This is a genomic window from Streptomyces sp. Z26 (assembly GCF_003665095.1).
In the GTDB taxonomy this organism is placed as follows: domain Bacteria; phylum Actinomycetota; class Actinomycetes; order Streptomycetales; family Streptomycetaceae; genus Streptomyces; species Streptomyces phytohabitans.
In genome coordinates, this window is sequence record NZ_RCHV01000002.1 from 3,862,953 (window position 1) to 3,887,500 (window position 24,548).

A 24,548-nucleotide genomic window follows, 5' to 3' on the forward strand; every position below is an offset into this window, starting at 1 on the left:
GTGCGCTGCCGAGCCTACGGGCGCGCCCCGCCCGCGCGCAGCCACTCCTCCCGCGTGACGGCGTACTCGACCTCACCGTGCTCGGCGCCCTCGATCGGGTCCGGCCACGACTCGTGGAAGGTGCGCCGGAAGGTCAGGCCGACCTTCTCCATGACGTGCCGGGACGGGGAGTTGACCGCCATGGTGTACGCGACGACGCGCCGTACGCCCCACTCCGTGAAGCCCTTGCGCAGCAGGGCGCGCGCACCCTCGGTGGCGTAGCCGTGGCCCCACGCGGCGCGGTGCAGGCGGTAGCCCAGCTCCACCACGTCGGGGCGCTCCTCGGCCAGCGGCCGGAACTCGAACCACCCGAGGAAGAGCGGGAGTTGGTTCGCGTCTCCCGGTTCGGTGACCCGTTCGACGGCCCAGTAGCCGCGCCCGCCGTGGCCCGCGAGGCAGGGGTGGTCGTGCAGCATGCGCGGCAGCGCGTCCGCCCGTACGGCCTCGCGGGTGACGGGCCTGCCGCCGTTGAGGTAGCGCATGACGCCGGGGTCGTTGTCGAGCGCGACGAGCCGGTCCAGGTCGCCGGGGGTGAAGGGCCGCAGCCGCAGCCGGGGCGTGCGGAGGAGGATGCCGGGGGAGTCGGGTGCCACCATCCCCCGATCATCGACCGCGCCCACGCACCACGGCCACCACTTTCCGGCCCGGCGGGGGCGCGGCCCGTCCCGTACGGGGTCAGGGGGCGTGGAGGTCCAGGCGCCAGTTGTGGCAGCGCATCATGTGGCCCGGTGGGTACTCGACGTCGCACTCACCGAGGAGCGAGAAACCGGCCTTGCGGCAGATGGCGTTCGAGGCCGGGTTGTCGGCGGCCGGGTACGCGTGGAGGTGCCGGTGGCGGCGTTGGGCGCGGACGCGGTCCACGGTGAGGGCGGCGGCGCGGGCGGCGATGCCGCGGTGCTGGTACTCGGGGAAGACGTTCCAGCCGGTCTCGTAGACCGGGCGGCCCTCCCAGAGCCGTTCCCAGTAGCCGATCGTGCCGACGGGGGTGCCGCCGGGCAGCAGGACGACGCTGTACATGACGCCGGTGACGGGGTCGGCCGCCGCGAGGTAGCGCTCCTGCCGGTCGCGGAGCCGCTCCTCGGACTCGGGGCCGCCGAGGTGCTCGGTCATGCCGGGGGTGTTGGCGCGGTGCAGCAGCCCGAAGTCGTCGGGTGTCCACGGCCGCAGCCCCACGCGGGCCGGCTCGCCCGCGCCGCCCGGACCGCCCGCGGCGGGGTGGTTCGTCGGTACCGGCATCGCACACGCCCTCTCGTACGTCGTCCCCGCGCCTCGACCCGCCCCGTACGGTCGCGGTGCGCGGCCTCCGTACGTACCGCGTCCCGCGCGGCGGCGCGGTACCGCCAGCATCTCAGGGCACGCCCGTATCGGCACCGGTGCGTCCGCACGCCGCACGCCACGTCCGCACGCCCCTCCCACACGCCCCCGTACGAACCGTACGAGGGGCCGGGGCCCTACTCCCCGTGGTGCGCCGCCGTGATCATCTCGTGCGCGACGGTCAGCACCGCCTCCCGCCGCTCCTCCGGGTCGTCCTCCAGGCCGCGCAGCGCGAACGTGCCCGCGTGCATGGTGAACAGCGAGGTGGCGGCGCGTACGCGGTCCACCAGCGCGGCGTCCGGTTCGACGAGGAGGTCGGACAGACCGAGCATGCGCTTCTTCATCTGGTCGCCCAGGCTGAGGTCGCGGATCGTGGCCTGGTTCTCCTGCATGAAGCGGAAGAGGGGCTGGGCGCGGTGCAGCACGTCGCTGTAGCGGCGGAGGATCTCCTTCTTCGTCTCCAGGGTGCGCGGCTGCTCGCGGCCCCATTCGATCAGCTCGGTGACCGGCCGGTTCGCGGCGTCGAAGATGCTGAGGAGGATGTCCTCCTTGGTCTTGAAGTGGTAGTAGAGGGCGGCCTTGGTGACCCCGAGGCGCTCGGCGATCTCCCGGAGGGAGGTCTTGTCGTAGCCCTGGGCGACGAAGAGCTCCAGCGCCACGTCCTGGATTCGCTGGTGGGTGTTTCCCCTGCTCATGACCGCTCCCTAAAAACTTACTTGACGCCCGGCTAGTAGACAGCCTACCTTCTCTACCGTACTCAACTAGCCGGGCGGCAAGTAAGTTTCCGTACGTGCCCGGCCCGCACGCGCACGAACGACGTGGAACCGGGGAAGAACATCATGGCTGACCCAGCGCAGGACCAGGAAAGGGCCGGGGCGATACCCGCGGCCCCGCAGGAGAAGGGCGGCAAGGGCCCCCAGCCCCGCAGCGTGCGCGTCACGCTGTCCGCGCTGATGATCGCCGTCATGCTGGCCATGCTCGACAACATGATCATCGGCACCGCCATGCCGACCATCGTCGGCGAACTGGGCGGCCTGGAGCACCTCTCCTGGGTCGTCACCGCCTACACCCTCACCACCGCCGCCTCCACCCCGCTCTGGGGCAAGCTCGGTGACATGTACGGGCGGAAGGGCGCGTTCCTCACGTCGATCGTGATCTTCCTGCTCGGCTCCGTCACCTCCGGCGCCGCCCAGACCATGGGCCAGCTCATCGGCTTCCGCGCGCTCCAGGGACTCGGCGCGGGCGGCCTGATGGTCGGCGCCATGGCGATCATGGCCGACCTGGTGCCCCCGCGGGAACGCGGCAAGTACATGGGCATGATGGCCGGCGTCATGTCCCTCGCCATGATCGGCGGGCCGCTGGTCGGCGGCACCCTCACCGACCACCTCGGCTGGCGCTGGGCCTTCTACATCAACGTGCCGCTCGGCGGCGTCGCCCTCGCCATGGTCATCACGCTGCTGCACCTGCCGAAGAAGCGCGTCGGCGGCCGTATCGACTACGTCGGCGCGGCGCTCCTCACCACGGCGATCACATCGGCGGTGCTGGTCACGAGCTGGGGCGGCACCGAGTACGCGTGGGGCTCCGCGACGATCGTCGGGCTGGCCGCGCTGGCGGTCGCCGCGCTCGCGGGCTTCGTCTACGTCGAGGGCCGGGTCGCCGAGCCGATCATGCCGCTCGCGATCTTCCGGAACCGCAACTTCTCCCTCGTCGCGCTGATCGGCTTCCTGCTGGGCTTCGTGATGTTCGGCGCGATGACGTTCCTGCCGCTGTTCCAGCAGTCCGTACAGGGCGCCTCCGCCACCAACTCCGGGCTGCTGCTCCTGCCCGTACTGCTGCCGATGATGATCGTCTCGGTCGTCACCGGCCGCGCCACCTCGGCCTCGGGCCGGTACCGCATGTACCCGATCATGGGCGGTGCCCTCATCCCCGTCGGCCTGTTCCTCATCGCGCAGATGGACCTGGGCACCAGCCGGTTCACGTCCGGGCTCTACATGATGGTGCTCGGCGCGGGCATGGGCTTCCTGATGCAGCTCACGATGCTCATCGCGCAGAACAGCGTGGAGGCCAAGGACATGGGCGTCGCGTCCTCGTCCGCGACGCTGTTCCGTACGATCGGCGGCTCGTTCGGCGTCGCGCTGATGGGCACCGTCTTCGCGAACCGCGTCGAGAGCACCATGACCGAACGGCTCGGCGCCGAGGGCGCGGGGGCCGCGGGCGGTTCGGCGCAACTGGACGCGGCGTCGCTGGCGAAGCTGCCGGACGGGGTGCGGAACGCGTACGAGCACGCCGTCGCGGACGGTACGCACTCGGTGTTCCTGCTGGTGGCGGCCTTCGCCGTGGTGATCTTCGCGGCGGCCTGGTTCATCGAGGAGGTGCCGCTGCGCGGGGCGGAGAGCCCGGCGAAGGCGGACGCGGGCGCGGACGCCCCGGCCGGTACGGCGTCGGGTACGGGTACGGGGTCGGACTCCGCTGCCGGGGCGGCGGGCGACGCGGACGCCGTCGGTGACCGGGGGACTCTCAGCGTCAAGGCATGACGTGGTGACCGGCCCGGCGGGGCTCCGTGCCCTCCGCCGGGCCGATCCGTACGGGCCCGGCCGCGAGGCGGGTACCCGCCGGGGCCAGTGGGGCGAGTGGTACGGCCGGGGCAGGCGGAACGGGCGCTTCCGCTGAAACCGTAGGGAGCGGCGGCAAATTGGGTGACTCCGGAGGGAAGCGGACCGCTGTGTCCCTGCTTACTGTGTACCGCACACGGCCCCCGTCCGGGGCCGGACTCACCGCGGACACGGCAGGCACCCGGGAGCGCCACATGATCAAGAGCCTCGCACTCACCACCGTCTGGTCCACCGACCAGGAACGCGACAAGGAGTTCTTCGTCGAACTGCTCGGCTTCGAGGAGCGGGCGGACACGCACCTGGGCGGGATGCGGTGGATCACCGTGTCGCCCAGGGGGCAGCGCGACGTGCAGCTCGCGCTGATACGCCCGGACGGGCCGGGGCTGGACCAGGAGTCGTCCCGGGCGCTGACGGAGCTGGTGGCCAAGGGAGTGCTCGGCGCGGGCGCGTTCCGTACGGACGACTGCTACGCGGAGTACGCCGAACTGAAGGGCAGAGGCGTCGAGTTCATCCAGGAGCCGCAGGAGCGCCCGTACGGGATCGAGGCGATCTTCCGGGACCCCTCCGGCAACTGGTACTCGCTCACGCAGGATCGCCCCGACGACGAGCCGGACCGGTCCGAGCCGCGGAGCGGCGGACGCGCGGACTGAGGCGCCCGGCCTCCCCGCCGCGCGTCCGTCACCCCTCCGTCCCCCGCCCGCCGGGTCAGCGCCGGAGGCGGCGGCGCGGTCGTTCCACGACGGGCACCCCGCCGGGCGGCGTGCCCGGGTCGGTCGGCGCCGCCTCCGGCAGCCACAGCACCGCCACCGCGCCGGTACGGGCGCCGGGCACGCCGCCCGTGTCGGGCCCGGGTACGCGGGCCGGGCGCCCCGCGTCCGCCCCCTCGTTCCCGCCCGGCCCGGCCTGGCTCTCGTCCCGCCCGCGCTGCCCGTCCGGCCCGTCCGCCGCCTCCGCGCCGCCCGCGCCCGCCGCCACCGCGCCCGTGCTGCCCGTACCGTCCGGCGGCCCCTGCCAACTCGGCTCGCCCGGACCGGCGTTGCGGAACGTCAGCCGCGCCCCCAGCACCCGCGCCTGCCCCGCCGCGATCGTCAGCCCCAGCCCGTGCCCCGGCCGCGAACGGTCGTCGCTGCCCGTACGGAACCGCCGTACCCCGTCCGCCAGCAGCCCCACCGGGAAGCCCGGCCCGTGGTCGCGTACGCGGATACGCCGCCCGTCCACCGTCACCACGACCGGCGGTCGACCGTGCCGGGCGGCGTTCGCGAGGAGGTTGCCCAGGATGCGTTCCAGCCGCCGCGGGTCGGTGACCAGCCGCGCGTTCCGCGCGATCTGCACCTCCGCGTCCGGGTCCACGACCGCCACGCGCCGCCGGATGAACTCGCCGAGGTCCACCTCCTGCAACTCCGCCCGCTCCCGCGCCCCGTCCAGCCGCGCCACCTCCAGCACGTCCTCGACGAGCTGCCGCAGCACCTGCGCCCGGTCCCGTACCAGCTCCGTGGGCCGCCCGTCCGGCAGCAGCTCGGCCGCCGTGAGCAGGCCCGTCACCGGGGTGCGCAGCTCGTGCGCGATGTCCGCGGTGACCCGGCGTTCGGCCTCCAGCCGGGCCTGGAGGGCGTCGGCCATGCCGTCGACGGCGTCCGCGAGTTCGTCCGTCTCGTCGCGTACGCGCACCCGGCCGCCGATCGCGTCCCGCACCCGTACGCTCGTGTCGCCGCTCGCCACCTCGCTCGCCGCGTCCGCCGTCATCCGCAGCCGCCGCGACAGCTGGCCGCCGACGAGCACCCCCAGCGCGCAGCCGCCGAACACGACGGACAGCGAACCGATCAGCAGCGACCGGTCCAGGTCCGCGAGCACCGCGAAACGGTCCGAGAAGCGCGTACGGAGCGACAGCACCCGGTCGTCCGGCAGCGGCGTCGCGGCCCACACGACGGGCGCCCCGTGCGGCGCCTCCTCCAGGTACGTGACGCGCCGACCCGACAGGGCCGCCTCGCGCAGCGCGGACGGCAGTTCGGGGTCGTCGATCTTCGCGCCGAACGGCACCTGCCCCGTCGAGTCGTAGATCCGGCTCGCGTACTGGAGGCGCTCGTCCTGCACGTCACGGCTGCTGTTCTGCATGGTGCTGCGCGCGGCGTTGTGCACGACGAGGCTGAGGGCGACCGCCACCAGGGCGCTGACCAGCGCGATGGCGGCGCTCAGCTTCCAACGGAGGCCGGTGCGGAGGGAGATGCGCTTCACGGTGGGTGCTTTCGGGGCGGGGCGTCCTGGGGGTACGGGGGGTGGCTCACCGGGGGGTGGGGGTCAACGGAGGCCGGTGCGGAGGGAGATGCGCTTCACGGTGGGTGCTTTCGGGACAGGGCGTCCTGGGGGTACGGGGGTGTGGCGGAGGTCGGCGGCTTCCCGGCGGTGGCGTTCCCGTGGCGGCGTACCGGCGCGGGCCCGGGGCGGACCGGCCACCCGGGCCGAAGCCCGGCCGCCCCGCCTACCCCCGCAGCTTGTAGCCGAAGCCGCGGACCGTCTCGATCCGGTCCTGGCCGATCTTGCCGCGCAGCCGCTGCACGTGGACGTCCACGACGCGCGTGTCACCGCCCCAGCCGTAGTCCCACACGCGTTCCAGCAGCCGGTCGCGGGAGAGCACCGTGCCGGGGGCCGAGGAGAACTCCAGGAGCAGCCGCATCTCGGTCGGTGTCAGGGACACGAGGCGGCCCGCGCTGCGGACCTCCATCCCCTCCGTATCGACTTCCAGTTCGCCGAAGCGCAGGACCTCGCCGCCACCCGGCGGCCGGTCCTGGCCGCCGTCGCCGTACCCGCCCTGCCCGCCGTGGGCACCGCCGTGCCCGCCGTTCGGCCCGTACGCGCCGCCCATGCCCTGCCCGCTCGCGTGCCCGAAGCGGCGCAGCACCGCGCGGATACGGGCGACGAGCACCGCGCCGTCGAACGGCTTCGTCACGTAGTCGTCCGCCCCGGCCTCCAGGCCGAGCACCACGTCGATGCTGTCCGCGCGCGCGGACAGCATGATCACGGGGACGGTGGACGCGTCCCTGATGCGTCGGCACAGGCTGACGCCGTCGAGCCCCGGCACCATCACGTCCAGCAGCGCGATGTCCGGCTGGTCCGCGCGGAACGCCTCCAGCCCGGCCAGCCCGTCGCCGACGGCCGTGACGGCGTACCCGTCGCGTTCCAGCGCCAGCTGCGTCGCCTCCCGGATGACGTCGTCGTCCTCGACGAACAGCACGTGTGTCTCGGCCATGCCCGCCTGTCTCACTCCTCCCACCTCCACGGCTCCGCGGTCGACGGTACGGGCGGTCCGGTGTCGCCGCCCCCGCTGCCGCCGTCCGCGCTCTCGGCCTCGACACCGCCGTCGTCGCCGTCCCCGTCCCCGTCGCTCGTCCTGCGGCCGACCTCCCGGAAGACGTCGTCCTGCCAGGCGTACGTGATGACGTCGCGCCCGGAGGGGCAGCACAGCGGCTCGTCGCCGACGTACACGTCGCGGGTGACCACCAGCATGCCGTCCTGGAAGACGGCGGAGACGGGCGGCTGTTCGGCCGCGAAGACGTTGACGAGGGCGCCGTTGGTGCTGCGCCGGTAGACGTACGCGCCGACGCCGACGCTGTCCGAGCAGGACGTCACGTTGACGACGACGTCGGCCTGTTCGCCGCTGGTGGCGCGGGCGAAGTCCATGCCGACCGGGTACTCGTCCTCGACGCACGGCTTCAGGCCGCGCTTCACGTGGCTGCTGACCTTCGGGTCGCGTTTGATGACGGAGACGACCTCCGTCTCGCTGACCTCTCGCACCTCGCCGCTCTCGGAGTACGAGGCCGTGCCGTCGCCGACGACCTCGGGCTCGCGTTCCGGTTCCGGTTCCGTTTCCCGTTCCGGCGCGGTCCGCGACGGGCTGTCGTGGTCTTCCGGCGGGTCGCTGGACGGCGTCGTGCGTACGGGCGCGGTGTGCGTCGCCGTGCCCTCGACCCGTACGCCCCCGGCGGTCGTGCCGCACGCCGTGAGGCCGGTGAGGAGGAGGGCGGCCAGCGCCGCGACCCCCGCGTACGCGCGCCTGCCGCCCGCCGCCCGCGCGCGCCCCGTACGTCCCGCTTCCCCGTCCCCGTCCCCGTTCCCGCCCCCGAGGTCACCGCTCCCGGCGGTGCCCGCCGTCAGGCGGCGCACTCCGCGGACCTCCGCCGGAGTTCCTCGCGCATGCGCGCCAGCGAACGGTGCAGCGTGCTCTTGACCGTGCCGGGCGACATGCCCAGCGCTCGTGCCGTCTCCACGGTGCTCATCTGCTCCCAGTGCCGCAGGACGACCACCCGCTGCTGCTTGGGCGCCAGGGTGCCCAGCACCTCCATCAGCAGCTCGCGGTCCGCCCGCTGGTCCGCCCCGTCGTCGACACTCGCCACGTCGGGCAGGTGCTCCGTCGGCACCTCCTGGAGCCGCCGGGTGCGCCACCACTCCGTACGCGTGTTGATCATCACGCGCCGCAGGTAGGCGTCGGCAAGGGACTTGTCCGCTATTCCGTCCCAGCGACCATACGTGCGGACCAGGGCCGTCTGCAGCAGATCCTGCGCCTCCATGGGGTCCGTCACCAGGCGGCGCGCGCTGCGCAGCAGGGCGTCCTGCCGGGTACGCACGTACTCCTCGAAGTCCAGAACCTCTGCCGCGGCCATGTCTGCCTCCCCGTTCTGCGACGTCGACGCGTTCGCGATACGTCCCAGAACCTAGGCAGCGGGTGTTGCGGGTGCGCCCGCAGTGAACCGACGGGGAGCCTGCGGCTGCCCATCGGTTGTGTAACAGCCGGGCCGCACCCGCCCCGCGGCCCCCGCCGTACGGTGTCCCGCGCGCGCCGCGGCCACGACGCGCGCGGTCCTCCGTACGTCCTCCGGCGCGGCGCCGGGTCAGCCGCGGCTCTGCGGCAGCCGGTACTCGCCGCCCGCCAGCGGCTCCACCAGCCCGTCCGCCACCAACCCGTCCAACGCGCGGGCGCGCTGCACCGGTTCGTGCCACACGCGGTCCAGGACCGCCTGCGGCACCGGCGTGTGCGACTCCCGCAGCACGGCCAGCAGCCGTCCGCGCACCTGGCGGTCCGTACCGGCGTACGTCTGCGTGCGGCGCGGCGGCCCCTCGTACTCCGGGGCGCCCGCTTGCTGCCACGCGCACCGGTCGGCGATCGGGCAGCGCCCGCAGTCCGGCGTACGCGCCGTGCACACCAGCGCGCCCAGCTCCATCGTGGCGGCGGCCCAGCGGGCGGCGGTCGCGTCGTCCGCCGGTACGAGGGCGCGGGCGAGCTTGCGTTCGGCGGCGGTCGTGGCGTTCGGCGGGTACTGCCGCCCGTTGACGGCGCGCGCGAACACCCGGCGCACGTTCGTGTCGAGCACCGCGTGCCGCTGCCCGTACGCGAACGAGGCGACCGCCGCGGCCGTGTACTCGCCGACGCCCGGCAGCGCCAGCAGCTGCGCGTGCCCCTTCGGTACGTCGCCGCCGTGCCGTTCCGTTATGGCGGCGGCCGCGCCGTGCAGCCGCAGCGCGCGGCGCGGGTAGCCGAGGCGGCCCCAGGCGCGTACGGCCTCGCCCGACGGCTCGGCCGCCAGGTCGGCGGGGCGTGGCCAGCGCTCCAGCCACTGCTCGTACACCGGGAGCACGCGGGAGACGGGGGTCTGCTGGAGCATGAACTCGCTCACCATGACCCCCCAGGCGCCCGCCTCGGGGCGGCGCCAGGGCAGGTCGCGGGCGTGTGCGTCGAACCAGTCGACGACAGGGGCGTGGAGAGCGGTGCGGTCGTGGTCCGGGGCGGCTGTCGCGGCGTCTTCAGTGGTCGCAGTCATGGCAGGCACGATCCTGACACGGAGCGTCCCGGGGCCGAAACGACCACGCGGCGCGGAACGCGCGACGTCCCCCGGGGGAGCGCCGGGGTGGGCCGGACAGCCGTCAGGGGGCGGGGCGGTGCCGGGCGGGCGTACGGTCCTGGGGCGTACGGGCGCACCCGCGCGCCCCGGCCCCTCTTCCCGACGCCCCGGCCCCCTTCCGGGCGGGTGCGCCGGGGCGGCACGCTGGCCGGGAGGAACGTGAACCAGGGAGCGGGAGAGCCACCGTGAACATCCGTGTGCTGCTGGCCGACGACGAGGAGACCGTACGGGCGGGGGTGCGGGCGCTCCTCGCCGCCGACCCCGACGTCGAGGTCGTCGCCGAGGCCGCCGACGGCCGTACGGCGGTCGAACTGGCCCGCGCCCACCGTCCGGACGTCGCCCTCCTCGCGTTGGGCCTGCCGCGGCTCGACGGGGTCGCCGCCGCCGAGGAGATCCTCCGCGCGCGGGACGGCGCGGAGACGGCGGTGGCGCTCCTCGCGGCCTCCGCCGGGGACGCCCGCCTCGGCCGCGCCCTCGGCTGCGGCGCCACCGGCTTCCTCCTCCGGGACGGCGACGGCGCCCGGGGCAGCGGGGACGGCGGTCCGCACGAACTCCTCGCCGGTATACGGGCGGTGGCCCGCGGCGGCGCCTTCCTGTCCCCGCGGATCGCCCGGCACGCGCTCGCGGCGGCGGGCGGCGACGAGCGGGACGGCGGCGCGGCGGACGGCGGCCTCTCGCGCGGCGCGCGGGCCCGCGCCCGTACGGACGGGCTGACCACGCGGCAACGGGAGGTGCTGGCGCTGGTCGCCCGCGGCCTGGCCCCCGCGGACGTCGCCCGCCGCCTGCACCTCGTGGAGGACGCGGTCCGGGGGCACATGAGCGCGGTCCTGGACCGGCTGGGCGCGGAGAACCGGGTGCAGGCGGCGCTCGTCGCGTACGAGGCGGGCCTGGCGTGAGCCGTACGGGTCCGGTGTGCGCCCGTACGGGGGTCGGCGCGGGCGCGTACGGGGGCCCGTACGGCTCGTCCCAACGGCCGCCCGCGCGGCGCGACTTCGCCGCCCCGGCGGTGAACACCGGCCCCGCCGGGCCCCTCTGGCGCCCCGTCCGTCACATCAATCACAAAAGTCCTGGCCCCGAACGGCGGGTACGTCCCTGTGCCGGGGACCGCGTCTCGTAAGGTTTCCGCGTGGGATCACTGCGCAATCCGATCGGGCCGCTCCCCTCCTCCATCTACTGGCGACGGAGGGCAGTCGCGGTGGTCATCGTCGCGCTGCTCGCGCTGCTCGCCGTGTGGGCGTTCAGTCTGGGCGGCGGTGACGGCGACGACCGCGGGGACTCCGGCCGCGGCGGGCCGGACGGCCAGGGGCCGACCGACTCCATCACGCCCGGCCCCACCACGTCCGAACCCCCCAACGACGACCGCCCCGGCGGCCGCGACGAGGTCGACGGCGGCGCCGGTTCCGGCGGCGGGGGCGACGACGAGGGCGGCGGCGACGAGAAGGACGACGGGGGCGGCGGCGGGTCCGAGGGCGGGGCGGACGGCGGCGCCCTCTCCGGCTCCGGCGGCAACGTCACCGGCGGCGACGCGATGCCCGCCGGGGACAGCCTGCCGGTCTGCGCGCCCGGCGCGGTCGAGGTGACGCTGACCAGCGTCAAGAACGATTACGCGCCGGACGAGACGCCCCGCTTCAAGCTGACCGTCAAGAACGGCGGCGGGGACGACTGCCGGATCGACCTCGGCCGTACGGCGACCGTCCTCACGATCTCGGACACCGATGACGGCGGCGGCGACCAGGTCTGGTCCTCCGCCGACTGCCCGCCCAGCCGCGCCGCGGCCTACGTGCAGGTGCCCGCGAAGGGCTCGACCGTCCAGACGCTGGAGTGGAACCGCAAGGCCAGCGAGCCCGAGTGCGGCAAGGCGCCGAGCGGCGCGGTGAAGGCCGGCACGTACCTGGCGAAGATCGAGGTCGAGGGGCTCCCGGCGAAGCAGGTGTCGCTCAGCCTCACGAAGGACTGAGCGAGGGACCGACGGCGGGCGGCCGCACGAGCCGTACGAGCACCACGGACCGTACGGCCGCCCGGTGCGTACGACCGGTACGGCCGCCCGTACGCCCGCGGGTCAGACGTAGCGCTCCAGGATCGACGACTCCGCGAGCCGCGACAGGCCCTCGCGGACCGAACGGGCCCGCGCCTCGCCCACGCCGTCCACCGTCTGGAGGTCGTCCACGCTCGCCGCGAGCAGCTTCTGCAACCCGCCGAAGTGGTCGACCAGCCGGTCGATGACGGTGCCCGGCAGCCGCGGCACCTTCGCCAGCAGCCGGAAGCCACGCGGCGAGACGGCCGAGTCCAGGGTCTCCGGGCTGCCGGAGTATCCCAACGCCCGCGCCACCGTGGACAGTTCGAGCAGCTCGGTGTGGCTGAGCCGGTCCAGCTCGCCCAGCGCGTCGGAGACCGTACGCGAACGGCGGCCCGCCGTGCCCGGCTGCGGCACGTAGTCGCGCGCGACCAGTTCCCGTTCCGGCTCGACGCCCGCGATCAACTCGTCCAGCTGGAGCGACAGCAGACGGCCGTCGGTGCCCAGCTCGACCACGTACTCCGCGATCTCCGTGGCGATCCGCCGCACCATCTCCAGCCGCTGCGCGACCGCCGTGACGTCGCGGACCGTCACCAGGTCCTCGATCTCCAGGGCGGAGAGCGTCCCGGCGACCTCGTCGAGCCGCAGCTTGTAGCGCTCCAGGGTGGCCAGCGCCTGGTTCGCCCGGGACAGGATCGCCGCCGAGTCCTCCAGGACGCGCCGCTGCCCGTCCACGTACAGCGCGATGAGCCGCATCGACTGGCTGACCGACACCACCGGGAAGCCGGTCTGGATGGACACGCGCTGCGCCGTACGGTGCCGGGTGCCCGTCTCCTCCGTCGGGATCGACGCGTCGGGCACGAGCTGGACGCCCGCCCGCACGATCTTGGTGATGTCGTGGTCCAGGACCAGCGCGCCGTCGAGCTTGCACAGCTCGCGCAGGCGGGTCGCGGCGAACTCCACGTTGAGCACGAAACCGCCGCTGCACAGGGACTCGACGGTCCTGTCGACACCGAGGACGATCAGCCCTCCCGTGTTGCCGCGCAGGATGCGTTCGAGGCCGTCGCGCAGGGCGGTGCCGGGAGCGACCGCGCTGAGAGAGGCGCGCATCAGGCCGTCGGCGCGGGAACTCCCCTGGTTCCCGCCGGCCCTGCCGGGAGCTGGTGCCCGGTCGTTGGCTGCCACTGCTCTCCTTCGGTCGTGGGTGTGCCTTGTCGGCATCGCGGTTGGCATCGCGTCGTACGCATGTTCTTGACGCGGGACACCGCTGACGGGTGAGACCGGGGCAAAGTCTACCGGCGGGACCACGCCGTCGTGCGGTCTGCTCCGCACCGACCTGTGTGGGCATCCGGACCGCGTCCCGCGCGGGACGCGGCGCGGCCCGGACCGCGCCCCGCGGGCCCTCCGGGCGGGTTCCGCGCCGCGGCGGGGCGGTGGCGGCGGGTCAGGACGCGGCCGGCGCGGCCCGTTCCGCACGGGCGGAGCGTGCCGGGCGCTCCGTACGGGCGGCGCCGTCGGGCCGCTCCGTACGGTCCGCACGCTCCGAACGGTCCGGGCGCGACGGCAGCACCCGCAGCGCCTCTCCTATGTCCGCCACCTCCAGCACCCGCATCCCGTCCGGCACCTTCCCCGGGTCGGCGGGCACCAGCGCGTGCGTGAAGCCCAGCCGGGCCGCCTCCGCGAGCCTGCGCTGCACACCCGTCACCCGGCGCACCTCGCCCGCCAGACCCACCTCCCCGACCGCCACCAGGTTCTGCGGGAGGGGGCTGTCGCTCGCCGCGCTCGCCAACGCCAGCGCGATCGCCAGGTCGGCGGCGGGCTCCGACAGCCGTACGCCGCCGACCGTCGCGCTGTAGATGTCGCGCTTGCCCAGCGCGCTGATCCGCCCCCGCTGCTCCAGCACCGCGAGCATCATCGACACCCGCGACGTCTCCAGCCCGGACGTCGTACGCCGCGGGGACGGGATCTGGCTGTCCACCGTCAGCGCCTGCACCTCCGCGACCAGCGGGCGGCGCCCCTCCAGAGTGACCGTCAGACAGGTGCCGGGCACCGGGGCGTCGCGCCGGGTGAGGAACAGGCCGGAGGGGTCGGCGAGTCCGGTGATCCCCTCGTCGTGCAGCTCGAAGCAGCCGACCTCGTCCGTCGGCCCGTAGCGGTTCTTCACGCCGCGCACCAGCCGCAGCCTGTTGTGCCGGTCGCCCTCGAACTGGAGCACCACGTCCACCAGATGCTCCAGCAGCCGTGGCCCGGCGATCGCCCCGTCCTTCGTCACGTGCCCGACGAGCAGCGTCGCCATCCCGCGCTCCTTCGACGCGCGGATCAGCGCCCCCGCCACCTCGCGCACCTGCGCGACGCCGCCGGGGGCGCCGTCGATCTCCGGCGACGCGACCGTCTGCACCGAGTCCAGCACGAGCAACGACGGGTCCACCGCCTCCAGATGGCCCAGCACCGCCGACAGGTCGGTCTCGGCCGCCAGATACAACCGGTCGTGGATCGCGCCGATCCGGTCGGCCCGCTGCCGCACCTGGGCGGCGGACTCCTCCCCGGTGACGTACAGGGTGCGGTGTTCCCCGCCCGCCCCGGCGGCCTTGGCGGCGACGTCCAGCAGCAGCGTCGACTTGCCCACGCCCGGCTCGCCCGCGAGCAGCACCACCGCGCCCGGCACCAGCCCGCCGCCGAGCACCCGGTCCAGCTCCGGCACGCCCGTGCCGCGCGCCGTGGCCTGCCGCCCGTCCACCTGCCCGATGGGCAGCGCGGCGGCGGAGACCCGGCCGGGCGCGGTGGTGCGGACGGCCGGGGTGCCGCCCGCCTCCTCGACCGTGCCCCAGGCCTGGCACTCCGGGCAGCGGCCGAGCCACTTGGCGGTGGTCCAGCCGCACTCGGTGCAGCGGTAGGAGGGGCGGTCCTTGGCGGAGGTCTTACGGGCAGCCATGCGCGCCACCGTATCCGTGCCCACCGACACCGGGCCCGCGCCCGGCACCGTTCCTCACGCCGGGCCGCGCGCCGTACGGGCGCGGGCGCGCGCCGAGGCGCGTGTGACCGCGCGTGAGGACAGCAGGACACACCGCCGGTTGTCCCCTTTTGAGGGAGATGGTCACCCGTAAGGATTAAACCTGACCGAGCTGGTCGGGAGGACGCCGTCAGCCGTCCTACGGTCGCCGGATGAGCCGGACGAAAAGCAGCAGGCGCGAGCACCCCCCGCACACCACCGGCGCGCACCGGGCACACTCGGCGCGGCGACCGTCCCAGGACCGGCGCTCCGATCGCTACGGACCGTATCTCGACGGCCTGTTCACGTACTGCCTTTCGGTGATGTGCGACCACGACGCGGCCACCGCCGCGCTGGGCGAGGCCCTCGCCGTCGCCGAGCGGCAGTGCGACCGCGACCGCGCGCCCGCCGACCGCGGCCTGCGCCGTCCCTGGCTCTACGCGCTCGCCCGCTGGGCCTGCCTGCGTCGGCTCTCCGACGGCGGCGACGGCCGTACGGCGGCCCCCGCGCCGCAGCTGTCCGGCGGTGCCGCGACCCAGCGCCGCCGCGAACTCGCCGCGCTGGCCTGGCCGGAGGCCGCGGGCACCACGCCCGAGCAGCGCGAGGCGCTCGAACTGGCCGTCCGGCACGGCCTCACCGGCGACGAGGTCGCCGCCGTCCTGTCGCTCAGCGCCGAGGCCGCCAGCGAGCTGCTCACCAGCGCCGCCTGCGAGGTGGAGCGGACCCGCGCCGCCCTCGCCGTCGTCGAGTCCGGCGGCTGCCCGGCCGTCGCCCGGCTCGCCGGGGACGACCGGCTGCTGCTCGGCACCGCGCTCCGCCGCGAGCTGGTGCGGCACGTGGACGACTGCGCCGAGTGCCGCCGCGTCGCCGAACGGGCCATGGCCGGGGTGTCCTGGCCGGGCACCGCGCCCGTCGGCGCGGCGCCGCTGGCCGTGCTCCAGGCGCCGCGCCCGGCGGTGCACGCCGCGCTGCACGCCGTGCAGCGGGCCCGCGCCACGCACAGCCCGCGCTTCGGCCGCAACGGCTTCCCGGTCGAGCTGAAGCACCGGGCCGCGCGCCGCGACCGCATCCGCAGCCGCGCCGTCACCACCACCGTCGTCGCGACGGTGATCGCCGCTCCCGTGCTCGCCCTCTGGGCCGCCTACCGCAGCGCCCCGCTCACCGGCGAGGGCCGGGACTCCTCGGTGTCGGCCACCGACCGCGAGGGCGACAGCATCAACGGCGACCCGTACGAGAACGCGGGCCGCTTCAGCCGCGAGACCGCCGCCGGGAAGCGCGGGGAGAAGGACCTGTCGGTGGGCGTGGAGGAGTCGGACGGCCCCGGCGCCGCCGCGTCCCGTACGCCGGACGGCACGGCGAAGCTGCTGGTGGAGGCCCACCGCGCGGGTGGCGCCACGGTGGTCACGTTGACGGCGGCGGGGCCGTCGCCGGTGCGCTGGTTCGCGTCGACGGACGCGTCGTGGCTGTCCCTCAGCCGTACGTCGGGGGTGCTGCGCCCGGGGGAGAGCACGCAGTTCGCGGTGTACGTGGACGAGGGGCGCGAGCCGCCCGGCCGCTGGTCGGCCCGTATCCACATCGCCCCGGCGGGCGCCGTCGTCACCGTACGGGGGCAGGGGCGGGGGACGCCCACGCCGCACGACCCGCCCGGTTCCGAGGACCCGTCCCCGTCGGACCCGGCGCCGGGCCCGACGCGTCCGGACCCGCGCCCGTCCGACCCGGGCCCCTCCGACCCCGACCCGGAGCCGTCCGACCCGACCCCGACCGACCCGCCGTCCTCGGAGGACCCGAGCCCGTCGGACCCGGAGCCGTCGTCGCCGTCCCCGAGTTGACCGCCTCCGGCAGGGCGGTGCCTACGGCCCGTCCGCCGGATGCGGTGCCAGCAGCGGCAGTTGCGACGCCGTGCGTGCCGCGCACAGCTCCGCCAGCCGCTCGTAACCGGCCTGACCCATCAGCTCGACCAGCTCCGGGCGGTACGACTCGTAGACCGCCTTGCCCGCGCCGTGCGCCGACGGCGCCGAGGTGCACCACCAGTGCAGGTCGTGGCCGCCGGGGCCCCAGCCGCGCCGGTCGTACTCACCGATCGTGACGTAGAGCAGCTGCTCCCCGTCCGGCAGCTCCACCCACTCGAAGGTGCGCCGGATCGGCAGCTGCCAGCACACGTCGGGCTTCGTCTCCAACGGTTCGCGGCCCTCGCGCAGGGCGAGCGTGTGCAGGGCGCAGCCCGCGCCGCCGGGGAAGCCGGGACGGTTGTGGAAGATGCAGGCGCCCTGCCAACGGCGGGTCTGGCGGTCGCCGTCCTCGTCGAGCTGGGTCCATCCGGACGTGGTGCCGACCTCGTGGAACTGCCAGGTCTCCGGCGTCAGTCGGGCCGCGTGCCCGGCCACGCGCTTCTCGTCGTCCTCGTCGGAGAAGTGCGCGCCCAGCGTGCAGCAGCCGTCGCTGGCGCGGCCGGCGCTGATGCCCTGGCAGCCGCTGCCGAAGACGCAGTTCCACTTCGAGGTCAGCCAGGTCAGGTCGCAGCGGAAGACCTGCTCGGCGTCGTCCGGGTCGGGGAACTCCACCCAGGCGCGGGCGAAGTCCAGCCCCGTCTCCTCGGCCCGTGGCCCCTCGGCGCCCGTCGCCGCTTCCGTCCCGGCGTCGGCGTCCGCGCCGTCGTCGTCCCCGGCGCCGTCCCGTACGGCCGCGTCCGCTCCGCCCCCGGTGTCCCGCACGCCCTGCTCGTCACGCTTCTTACGCTTCGCCGCTTTCGTCTTGCCCACGCCCCCAGCGTAACGGCCTTACGGGGCACGGGAGTGCGGTTGGCCGGGGCGGGGGCGGATAGCGTGAGGGGTATGAGACTCGGTGTCCTCGACGTGGGCTCGAACACGGTCCACCTCCTCGTGGTGGACGCGCACCCCGGCGCGCGTCCCCTGCCCGCCTACTCCCACAAGGCGGAGCTGAAGCTGGCCGAACTCCTCGACGAGGACGGCGCCATCGGCTCCGACGGCGTCGACCGGCTCACCGAGACGATCCGCGTGGCGCGGGACATCGCGGAGGACAAGGGCGTCGAGGAGATCCTCCCGTTCGCCACCTCGGCCGTACGGGAGGCCGCGAACGCGGAGGGCGTGCTGGCCCGCGTCGCCCAGGAGACGGACGTCAAGCTGGAGGTGCTCAGCGGCGAGGACGAGGCGCGGCTGACGTTCCTCGCCGTACGCCGCTGGTTCGGCTGGTCGGCCGGGCGGCTGCTGGTCGTCGACATCGGCGGCGGCTCGCTGGAGATCGCGTACGGCCTCGACGAAGAGCCCGACGCGGCCGTCTCGCTGCCGTTGGGCGCGGGCCGCCTCACCGCGGGCTGGTTGCCGGGCGACCCGCCGGACGCGGAGCAGGTGCGGGCGCTGCGGCGGCACGTACGGGCGGAGGTCGCGCGCAGCGTCGGCGTGATCAGCCGCTTCAGCCCGCCGGACCACGTGGTGGCGACGTCCAAGACGTTCAAGCAGCTCGCCCGGCTCGCCGGGGCGCCCGGTTCGAGTGAAGGTCTGTACGTGCAGCGGGAGTTGAGCCGCGAGTCGCTGGAGCAGTGGGTGCCGCGGCTGGCCGCGATGCCGACCGCGGAGCGCGCGGAGCTGCCGGGCGTGTCCGAGGGGCGCGCGGGCCAGCTGCTCGCCGGGGCGCTGGTGGCGGAGGCCACGATGGACCTGTTCGGCATCGAGGCCGTCGAGATCTGCCCGTGGGCGCTGCGCGAGGGCGTGATCCTGCGGCGGCTGGACCACCTGCGGGCGGCGTGACGGCCGGGTGACGACGGCCTGACGCGTACGGGGAGCCCTTGCCGTACGGGCGCGGGGCGCGCCGGGGTGCGGCGCCCGGGGCGCGCGGCGGCGGTCGTACGCTGTCCCCGTGGTTCAACCAGCGCGCGCACCGGTGGCGAAGGTCGGGCTGTCCACGGCGTCGGTGTACCCGGAGTCGACGGCGGCGGCCTTCGAGATCGCCGGTCGCCTCGGCTACGACGGCGTCGAGGTCATGGTGTGGACCGACCCCGTCAGCCAGGACGTGGAGGCGCTGCGCCGCCTCGCGGACGCGCACGGCGTACCGGTGCTGGCCGTCCACGCGCCGTGCCTCCTGATCACCCAGCGCGTCTGGTCGACCGACCCGTGGACGAAGCTGGAACGGGCCCGTTCCGCGGCCGAACGGCTCGGCGCGTCCACCGTCGTGGTGCATCCGCCGTTCCGCTGGCAGCGGGCGTACGCGCGGGAGTTCGTCGCCGGGATCTGGCGGATGGCGGACGAGACGGACGTGCGCTTCGCCGTCGAGAACATGTACCCGTGGCGCTACCGCGACCGCGAGATGCTCGCGTACGCCCCCGACTGGGACCCCACCCGGGACGACTACCGGCACTTCACGATCGACCTCTCGCACACCGCCACCTCGCGCGCCGACACCCTGGCCATGCTCGACCGGATGGGCGACCGGCTCGGGCACGTGCACATCGCGGACGGCAACGGCTCCGCCAAGGACGAGCACCTCGTGCCCGGCCGCGGCGTCCAGCCCTGCGCCGAACTCCTCCAGCGGCTGGCCGCCCGCCGCTTCGACGGCCACGTCGTGGTGGAGGTCAACACCCGCCGCGCGATGTCCGCCGCCGAACGCGAGGCCGACCTCGCGGAGGCCCTGGCGTACACCCGGCGGCACCTCACGCCCGCCCCGTACGGCACCCACGACCCCGCCGGGACGTGGCGCCCGTGACCGTCGCCCCCGGCGGCGGGCGGCGCGGGCGGGGCCGCCCGGCGACCGCGGAGCGGGTCGAGGGACGGCCCGGCACCCGCGACCGCATCCTGGCGTCGGCCCGCGCGGAGTTCGCCGCCCGCGGCTACGACAAGGCGTCGATCCGGGCGATCGCGCGCGGCGCCGAGGTGGACCCGGCGCTGGTGCACCACTACTTCGGCAGCAAGGAGCAGGTCTTCGAGGCCGCGCTGGAGACGGCGTTCGCGCCGGTCATCGGCGCCCCCGACCAGTTCGCTGCGGAGGGTTCGGCGCACGTGGGCGAGCAGATGACGCGCTTCGTCCTCGGCGTCTGGGAGAACCCGGCGACGCGCGAGCCGGTGCTCGCCGTGGTCCGTTCCGCCATGAACAACGAGACCGCCGCGCGGATCTTCCGGCAGATGATCACCCGCCACCTGCTGTCCCGGCTCGCCCGCGAGGTACGGCTGCCGGACGCCGACGTACGGGTCCAGCTGGCCGTGGCGCAGCTCGTCGGCACCGCCATGCTGCGCTACGTGATCAAGGTCGAGCCGCTGGCCTCCGCCGACCCCGAGGAGCTGGTCGCCCGGCTGGCCCCGGTCGTGCAGCACCACCTCACCGGCGACGCGCCGCCGGGCGACGGCTGACGCGGGGGCCACCCCGTACGGGTCTCACGATCCGATCGACGTGTCCGGATCTTGGGCAACGGGCGTACCCTCGGAGGTCTCGAACGTCCTACCGCGCGTGTCCGCACGCGCGAACCCGAGGGAGTGGAGCAGCCATGCCCGAGCTGAGGTCCCGTACCGTCACCCACGGCCGCAACATGGCGGGCGCCCGTGCCCTCCTCCGCGCCGCCGGCGTGGAGCGGGAGGACTTCGGCAAGCCGATCGTGGCCGTGGCCAACAGCTTCACGGAGTTCGTCCCCGGGCACACGCACCTCCAGCCGGTCGGCCGGATCGTCTCGGACGCGATCAAGGCGGCGGGCGGCATCCCGCGCGAGTTCAACACGATCGCGGTCGACGACGGCATCGCCATGGGCCACGCCGGGATGCTCTACTCCCTGCCGTCCCGCGACCTGATCGCGGACTCCGTCGAGTACATGACGGAGGCGCACTGCGCCGACGCCCTGATCTGCATCTCCAACTGCGACAAGATCACCCCCGGCATGCTGATGGCGGCCCTCCGGCTGAACATCCCCGTCGTGTTCGTCTCCGGCGGCCCCATGGAGGCGGGCAAGACCACGCTGGTCGACGGCACCGTCCGGTCCAACCTCGACCTGGTGCACGCCATGTCCGAGGCCGTCGCGGACAACGTCTCCGACGAGGACCTGACCCGTATCGAGGAGGCCGCCTGCCCGACCTGCGGCTCCTGTTCCGGCATGTTCACCGCCAACTCCATGAACTGCCTGGCCGAGGCCCTCGGCCTGGCCCTCCCCGGCAACGGCTCGGTGCTGGCCACGCACACCGCGCGCAAGGAGCTGTACGAGGCGGCGGGCCGTACGGTCGTCGAGATCACGAAGCGCCACTACGAGCAGGACGACGCGACGGTCCTGCCGCGCGCCATCGCCTCCCGCTCCGCGTTCGAGAACGCCATGGCCCTGGACGTCGCCATGGGCGGCTCCACCAACACCGTGCTGCACCTGATGGCCGCCGCCCAGGAGGCCGAACTGTCCTTCACCATGGAGGACATCGACGCCGTCTCGCGCCGCGTCCCCTGCGTCTGCAAGGTCGCGCCCAACGGCGCGTACCACATGGAGGACGTGCACCGAGCCGGCGGCATCGCCGCGATCCTCGGTGAGCTGCACCGCGGCGGCCACCTGCACGAGGACGTGCACGCGGTGCACTCCCCGACGCTCGCGGACTGGCTCAAGCAGTGGGACATCCGCGGGGGTTCGCCGTCGCCGGAGGCGCTGGAGATGTTCTACGCGGCGCCCGGCTGCGTCCGTTCCGCCACCGCCTTCTCGCAGTCGGAGCGCTGGGACACCCTGGACACGGACGCGGAGAACGGCTGCGTACGGGACGTCGCGCACGCGTACTCCGCCGACGGCGGCCTCGCCGTCCTCTACGGCAACCTCGCGGAGAACGGCTGCGTCGTGAAGACCGCGGGCGTCGACGAGTCCATCCACACCTTCGAGGGCAAGGCCGTCGTGGTCGAGTCGCAGGAGGAGGCCGTCGACGCGATCCTCACCAAGAGGGTCGCGGAGGGCGACGTGGTGGTGGTGCGCTACGAGGGGCCGAAGGGCGGTCCAGGCATGCAGGAGATGCTGTACCCGACCGCGTTCCTCAAGGGCCGCGGCCTCGGCGCCAAGTGCGCGCTGGTCACCGACGGCCGCTTCTCCGGCGGCACTTCGGGCCTCTCCATCGGCCACGTCTCGCCGGAGGCGGCGGCGGGCGGCACCATCGCGCTGGTCGAGGACGGCGACGCGATCCGCATCGACATCCCCGCCCGCACCATCGAGCTGAAGGTCGCCGACGACGTGCTGGCGGCCCGCCGGGCGGCCCTCGGCGGCCGGTACGCGCCGCGCGACCGCGACCGCAAGGTGTCCACGGCGCTGCGGGCGTACGCGGCGATGGCGACCAGCGCCGACCGGGGCGCGGTCCGCGACCTGTCGCAGTTCGGCGCCTGAAGCGGGCGGCGCGTACCGGGGCGTACGGGTGCGCGCCCCCGGCCCGTACGGGTGGCGCGGCCCACGGCGATAATCGGCGGCATGAGCGACACGCAGCGCCCCGAGGGGGCCGAGCCCGCGCACCGGCCCGCGGCCGAAGCGGACGCCCCCGTGCCCGAGCCGGTCCGCTTCTTCGGCACCACCTGGGTCGACCGCGGCGGCGGCTACGCCCTCCGCCGCGCCGCCGTCGTCCTCGGCGGCCTGGCGGGCGCCGCGCTGGGCGCGTACGCGCTGCGCCTCGCGTACGAGGGCGTCGCCATCGCGGAGCTGGGCGACTGGGCGCGGGTGCTGCTCGTGCTCGTCTTCGCCGTGTGCAGCGCCGTCGGCTTCTCCCGTACGCTCACCGGCTTCAGCCACCGCCCCGACCCCGCCGGACCGGTGGACGCGGGGCAGGAGCGGTCGATGCGCAGCATGGTGCACGTGGGGTTCATCGGGGTGCTGCTCGCGTACGCGCTGCGCGCCCTGGTCGAGGCGCCGGGGGAGAAGCTGCGCCGCACCGAGTACGAGGAGGCGCTCGGGCAGTACGCACGCCGCCGCTCCGCCCGTACGCGCAACCCGGCGCACCGTACCGGCGGCCCGCAGCAGCCGAAGGCCCGCCCGAACGCGCGCCCGAAGCGGAAGCCGAAGCGTCGCTGAGCGGGCGGTACGCCGTGACCCGGGTCGGGGTGAACCCTGAGAGACCCCGAGGGACCCTGAGTCGACCCGGACATGTGTCAGAAGTCTTTGACGGGTCCCGTCGCCACGTGTCAGCTTTTTCTTACACACAGGGAGAGGCGTCGCGATGACCGCGGTCGGACCCCCGCCGGGAGAAGCACCCCCCACGGGAGACGAACTGCTGAAGGTCCTGTCCGCGCTCGGCAACCCGCACCGCATGCGGATCGTCCAGGCGTTGCACGGCGGCCGGAACTACGTGAGCAGGCTCGCCCGCGAGATCGGCATGAGCCGCCCGCTGCTGCACATGCACCTCCAGCGACTGGAGGCGGCCGGACTCGTCGTCGGGTCGCTGGAGGTCTCGGCGGGGGGCAAGGCGATGAGGTTCTACGAGGTCGCGCCGTTCGCGTACGCGCTGACCCCGGAGACCGTCGCCACCGCGGCCGGAACGCTCACCGGCGACACCCCTCCCAAAGACGGCGACCCCGCCGGGCGCGGCACGGCGGGACGTGAGACGGAGGGTACGAGATGAACTACGGGCAGCCGACGGTGCTGGCGGACGACCCGGCGGGCGTGTGGGCGGCGGGGCTCGGCACCGCGGGGTTCTTCGCGCTGCTGATCGTGGTCGTCTGGCAGATCGCCGCGACGTGGCGGGCGCGGATGCTGGCGGCGCGCGAGGAGGAGTACCGCAAGCTCGCCCACCGTTACGCCGAACTCCTCGACGACAACGTCGAGTTGCACCGCCGCAGCATCGAGGAGCTGACGGAGGCGCGGAAGTCGATCGCGTCGATGGAGCGGATGATGTGCGAGATCGAGTAGCGGGTGCCCCGCCGTACCCCGCTCCGCATCTCCTTTACGCCCGGCCCGCCTCCCCAGGCGGGCCGGGCGTTCGCGTGGCGCCGCGCTTGACGGCCCGAGGGCACCGGAGGATTATTCAACGCATGATGAATAACGAGGGCGGGCCCCCCTCCGCCCCGCCCGCCATCCGCGCGCGCGACCTCCGCGTCGTACGCGGCGGCCGTACGGTCCTCGACGGCCTCACCTTCGACGTCGCCCCCGGCACCGTCACCGGCCTCCTCGGCCCCTCCGGCTGCGGCAAGTCCACGCTGATGCGCGCCGTCGCGGGCACCCAGGCCCACGTCACCGGCACCCTCGACGTCCTCGGCACCCCCGCCGGAGCCCCCGCGCTGCGCCCCCGCGTCGGGTACGTCACCCAGGCCCCGTCCGTCTACCTCGACCTGTCCGCCCGCCGGAACCTCGCCTACTTCGCCGCCGTCCTCGGCACCCCCCGCCGCGACCGCGCCGAGCAGGTCGAACGGGCCCTCGCCGACGTGGACCTCACCGCGCACGCCGACGCCCTCGCCGGGAACCTCTCCGGCGGCCAGCTCGGCCGCGTCTCCCTCGCCGTCGCCCTCCTCGGCGCCCCCGACCTGCTCGTCCTCGACGAACCCACCGTCGGCCTGGACCCCGTCCTCCGCCGCGACCTGTGGGACCTCTTCCACCGCCTCTCCGCCGAACGCGGCGCGACCCTGCTCATCTCGTCGCACGTCATGGACGAGGCCGACCGCTGCGGCCGTCTGCTCCTGCTGCGCGCCGGGCGGCTGCTGGCCGACGACACCCCCGGCGCCCTGCGCGCCCTCACCCCCGGCGGCACCGTCGAGGA

24 protein-coding genes (1 of these 24 only partly in view) are annotated in these 24,548 nt (G+C 74.6%); 13 read left to right on the top strand and 11 right to left on the bottom strand.

Annotated features, from left to right (window positions below):
• Positions 1-14 precede the first annotated feature (14 nt).
• The 3 genes from D7M15_RS17115 to D7M15_RS17125 form a co-directional block, all read right to left on the bottom strand.
• Positions 15-635 (bottom strand): GNAT family N-acetyltransferase, encoded by a 621-nt coding sequence (locus tag D7M15_RS17115; RefSeq protein ID WP_121518323.1) that lies wholly within the window; start codon positions 633-635, stop codon positions 15-17.
• Between the two features lie 79 nt (positions 636-714).
• The gene (locus D7M15_RS17120; protein ID WP_121518324.1) at positions 715-1,275 is read right to left on the bottom strand and encodes a GNAT family N-acetyltransferase; all 561 of its coding nucleotides are present in this window, start codon (positions 1,273-1,275) and stop codon (positions 715-717) included.
• Between the two features lie 215 nt (positions 1,276-1,490).
• Positions 1,491-2,048, bottom strand: coding sequence for a TetR/AcrR family transcriptional regulator (locus D7M15_RS17125; protein ID WP_121518325.1), 558 nt, complete (start codon positions 2,046-2,048; stop codon positions 1,491-1,493).
• Positions 2,049-2,192: 144 nt separating this feature from the next.
• Between D7M15_RS17125 and D7M15_RS17130 the strand changes: the two genes are divergently transcribed.
• Positions 2,193-3,887, top strand: coding sequence for an MDR family MFS transporter (locus D7M15_RS17130; RefSeq protein WP_121520900.1), 1,695 nt, complete (start codon positions 2,193-2,195; stop codon positions 3,885-3,887).
• A gap of 272 nt (positions 3,888-4,159) precedes the next feature.
• Positions 4,160-4,615 (top strand): VOC family protein, encoded by a 456-nt coding sequence (locus D7M15_RS17135; RefSeq protein ID WP_121520902.1) that lies wholly within the window; start codon positions 4,160-4,162, stop codon positions 4,613-4,615.
• A 55-nt stretch (positions 4,616-4,670) separates the two neighbouring features.
• Here D7M15_RS17135 and D7M15_RS17140 read toward each other — a convergent pair whose 3' ends face one another.
• From D7M15_RS17140 to D7M15_RS17160, 5 genes are all read right to left on the bottom strand, one after another.
• The gene (locus D7M15_RS17140) at positions 4,671-6,197 is read right to left on the bottom strand and encodes a HAMP domain-containing sensor histidine kinase (RefSeq protein WP_121518326.1); all 1,527 of its coding nucleotides are present in this window, start codon (positions 6,195-6,197) and stop codon (positions 4,671-4,673) included.
• A 244-nt stretch (positions 6,198-6,441) separates the two neighbouring features.
• A complete protein-coding gene (locus D7M15_RS17145) occupies positions 6,442-7,209 on the bottom strand; it encodes a response regulator transcription factor (RefSeq protein ID WP_121518327.1) in 768 nt (255 codons plus the stop codon).
• 11 nt (positions 7,210-7,220) lie between these two features.
• The gene (locus D7M15_RS17150) at positions 7,221-8,123 is read right to left on the bottom strand and encodes a hypothetical protein (protein WP_121518328.1); all 903 of its coding nucleotides are present in this window, start codon (positions 8,121-8,123) and stop codon (positions 7,221-7,223) included.
• Entirely contained in the window at positions 8,111-8,620 is a 510-nt protein-coding gene (locus D7M15_RS17155; protein ID WP_121518329.1) for a SigE family RNA polymerase sigma factor, read from the bottom strand. The genes D7M15_RS17150 and D7M15_RS17155 overlap by 13 nt, the downstream gene beginning before the upstream one ends.
• Positions 8,621-8,848: 228 nt before the next feature.
• Positions 8,849-9,775: an A/G-specific adenine glycosylase gene (locus D7M15_RS17160; RefSeq protein ID WP_121518330.1), complete on the bottom strand. Its 927-nt coding sequence runs from the start codon at positions 9,773-9,775 to the stop codon at positions 8,849-8,851.
• A 266-nt stretch (positions 9,776-10,041) separates the two neighbouring features.
• Between D7M15_RS17160 and D7M15_RS17165 the strand changes: the two genes are divergently transcribed.
• Positions 10,042-10,752 carry a response regulator transcription factor gene (locus tag D7M15_RS17165; RefSeq protein ID WP_240649346.1) on the top strand — a complete coding sequence of 237 codons (711 nt, stop codon included), beginning with the start codon at positions 10,042-10,044 and terminating at the stop codon, positions 10,750-10,752.
• 230 nt (positions 10,753-10,982) lie between these two features.
• A complete protein-coding gene (locus D7M15_RS17170) occupies positions 10,983-11,813 on the top strand; it encodes a hypothetical protein (RefSeq protein ID WP_121518331.1) in 831 nt (276 codons plus the stop codon).
• A gap of 102 nt (positions 11,814-11,915) precedes the next feature.
• Here D7M15_RS17170 and disA read toward each other — a convergent pair whose 3' ends face one another.
• Together disA and radA are read right to left on the bottom strand one after the other, a co-directional pair.
• The gene (gene disA / locus D7M15_RS17175) at positions 11,916-13,055 is read right to left on the bottom strand and encodes a DNA integrity scanning diadenylate cyclase DisA (protein WP_121518332.1); all 1,140 of its coding nucleotides are present in this window, start codon (positions 13,053-13,055) and stop codon (positions 11,916-11,918) included.
• Between the two features lie 259 nt (positions 13,056-13,314).
• Positions 13,315-14,802 carry a DNA repair protein RadA gene (gene radA / locus D7M15_RS17180; RefSeq protein ID WP_240649347.1) on the bottom strand — a complete coding sequence of 496 codons (1,488 nt, stop codon included), beginning with the start codon at positions 14,800-14,802 and terminating at the stop codon, positions 13,315-13,317.
• A 230-nt stretch (positions 14,803-15,032) separates the two neighbouring features.
• Between radA and D7M15_RS17185 the strand changes: the two genes are divergently transcribed.
• A complete protein-coding gene (locus D7M15_RS17185) occupies positions 15,033-16,688 on the top strand; it encodes a hypothetical protein (protein WP_121518333.1) in 1,656 nt (551 codons plus the stop codon).
• Between the two features lie 21 nt (positions 16,689-16,709).
• On the opposite strand, the gene D7M15_RS17190 is transcribed toward D7M15_RS17185, so the two are convergent.
• Entirely contained in the window at positions 16,710-17,441 is a 732-nt protein-coding gene (locus D7M15_RS17190; protein WP_121520906.1) for a hypothetical protein, read from the bottom strand.
• Between the two features lie 249 nt (positions 17,442-17,690).
• On the opposite strand from D7M15_RS17190, the gene D7M15_RS17195 reads away from it, so the two are divergent.
• The 8 genes from D7M15_RS17195 to D7M15_RS17230 all read left to right on the top strand — a co-directional run.
• Positions 17,691-18,623 (top strand): Ppx/GppA phosphatase family protein, encoded by a 933-nt coding sequence (locus D7M15_RS17195; RefSeq protein WP_121518334.1) that lies wholly within the window; start codon positions 17,691-17,693, stop codon positions 18,621-18,623.
• Between the two features lie 109 nt (positions 18,624-18,732).
• Positions 18,733-19,575 (top strand): sugar phosphate isomerase/epimerase, encoded by an 843-nt coding sequence (locus D7M15_RS17200; RefSeq protein ID WP_121518335.1) that lies wholly within the window; start codon positions 18,733-18,735, stop codon positions 19,573-19,575.
• The gene (locus D7M15_RS17205; RefSeq protein WP_121520908.1) at positions 19,572-20,216 is read left to right on the top strand and encodes a TetR family transcriptional regulator; all 645 of its coding nucleotides are present in this window, start codon (positions 19,572-19,574) and stop codon (positions 20,214-20,216) included. Before D7M15_RS17200 ends, D7M15_RS17205 begins: the two co-directional genes overlap by 4 nt.
• Positions 20,217-20,350: 134 nt before the next feature.
• Positions 20,351-22,195: a dihydroxy-acid dehydratase gene (ilvD, locus tag D7M15_RS17210; protein WP_121518336.1), complete on the top strand. Its 1,845-nt coding sequence runs from the start codon at positions 20,351-20,353 to the stop codon at positions 22,193-22,195.
• An 81-nt stretch (positions 22,196-22,276) separates the two neighbouring features.
• Complete coding sequence (locus tag D7M15_RS17215) at positions 22,277-22,870, top strand: hypothetical protein (RefSeq protein ID WP_240649348.1); 594 nt, start codon at positions 22,277-22,279, stop codon at positions 22,868-22,870.
• A 145-nt stretch (positions 22,871-23,015) separates the two neighbouring features.
• Complete coding sequence (locus tag D7M15_RS17220) at positions 23,016-23,417, top strand: winged helix-turn-helix domain-containing protein (RefSeq protein ID WP_121518337.1); 402 nt, start codon at positions 23,016-23,018, stop codon at positions 23,415-23,417.
• Positions 23,414-23,704: a hypothetical protein gene (locus D7M15_RS17225; RefSeq protein ID WP_121518338.1), complete on the top strand. Its 291-nt coding sequence runs from the start codon at positions 23,414-23,416 to the stop codon at positions 23,702-23,704. Before D7M15_RS17220 ends, D7M15_RS17225 begins: the two co-directional genes overlap by 4 nt.
• A gap of 122 nt (positions 23,705-23,826) precedes the next feature.
• Positions 23,827-24,548 carry the 5' portion of an ABC transporter ATP-binding protein gene (locus tag D7M15_RS17230; protein ID WP_240649349.1) on the top strand. Its footprint extends 55 nt past the window's final position, so the window shows 722 of its 777 coding nt (coding positions 1-722); it begins with the start codon at positions 23,827-23,829; its stop codon lies off the right edge, out of view.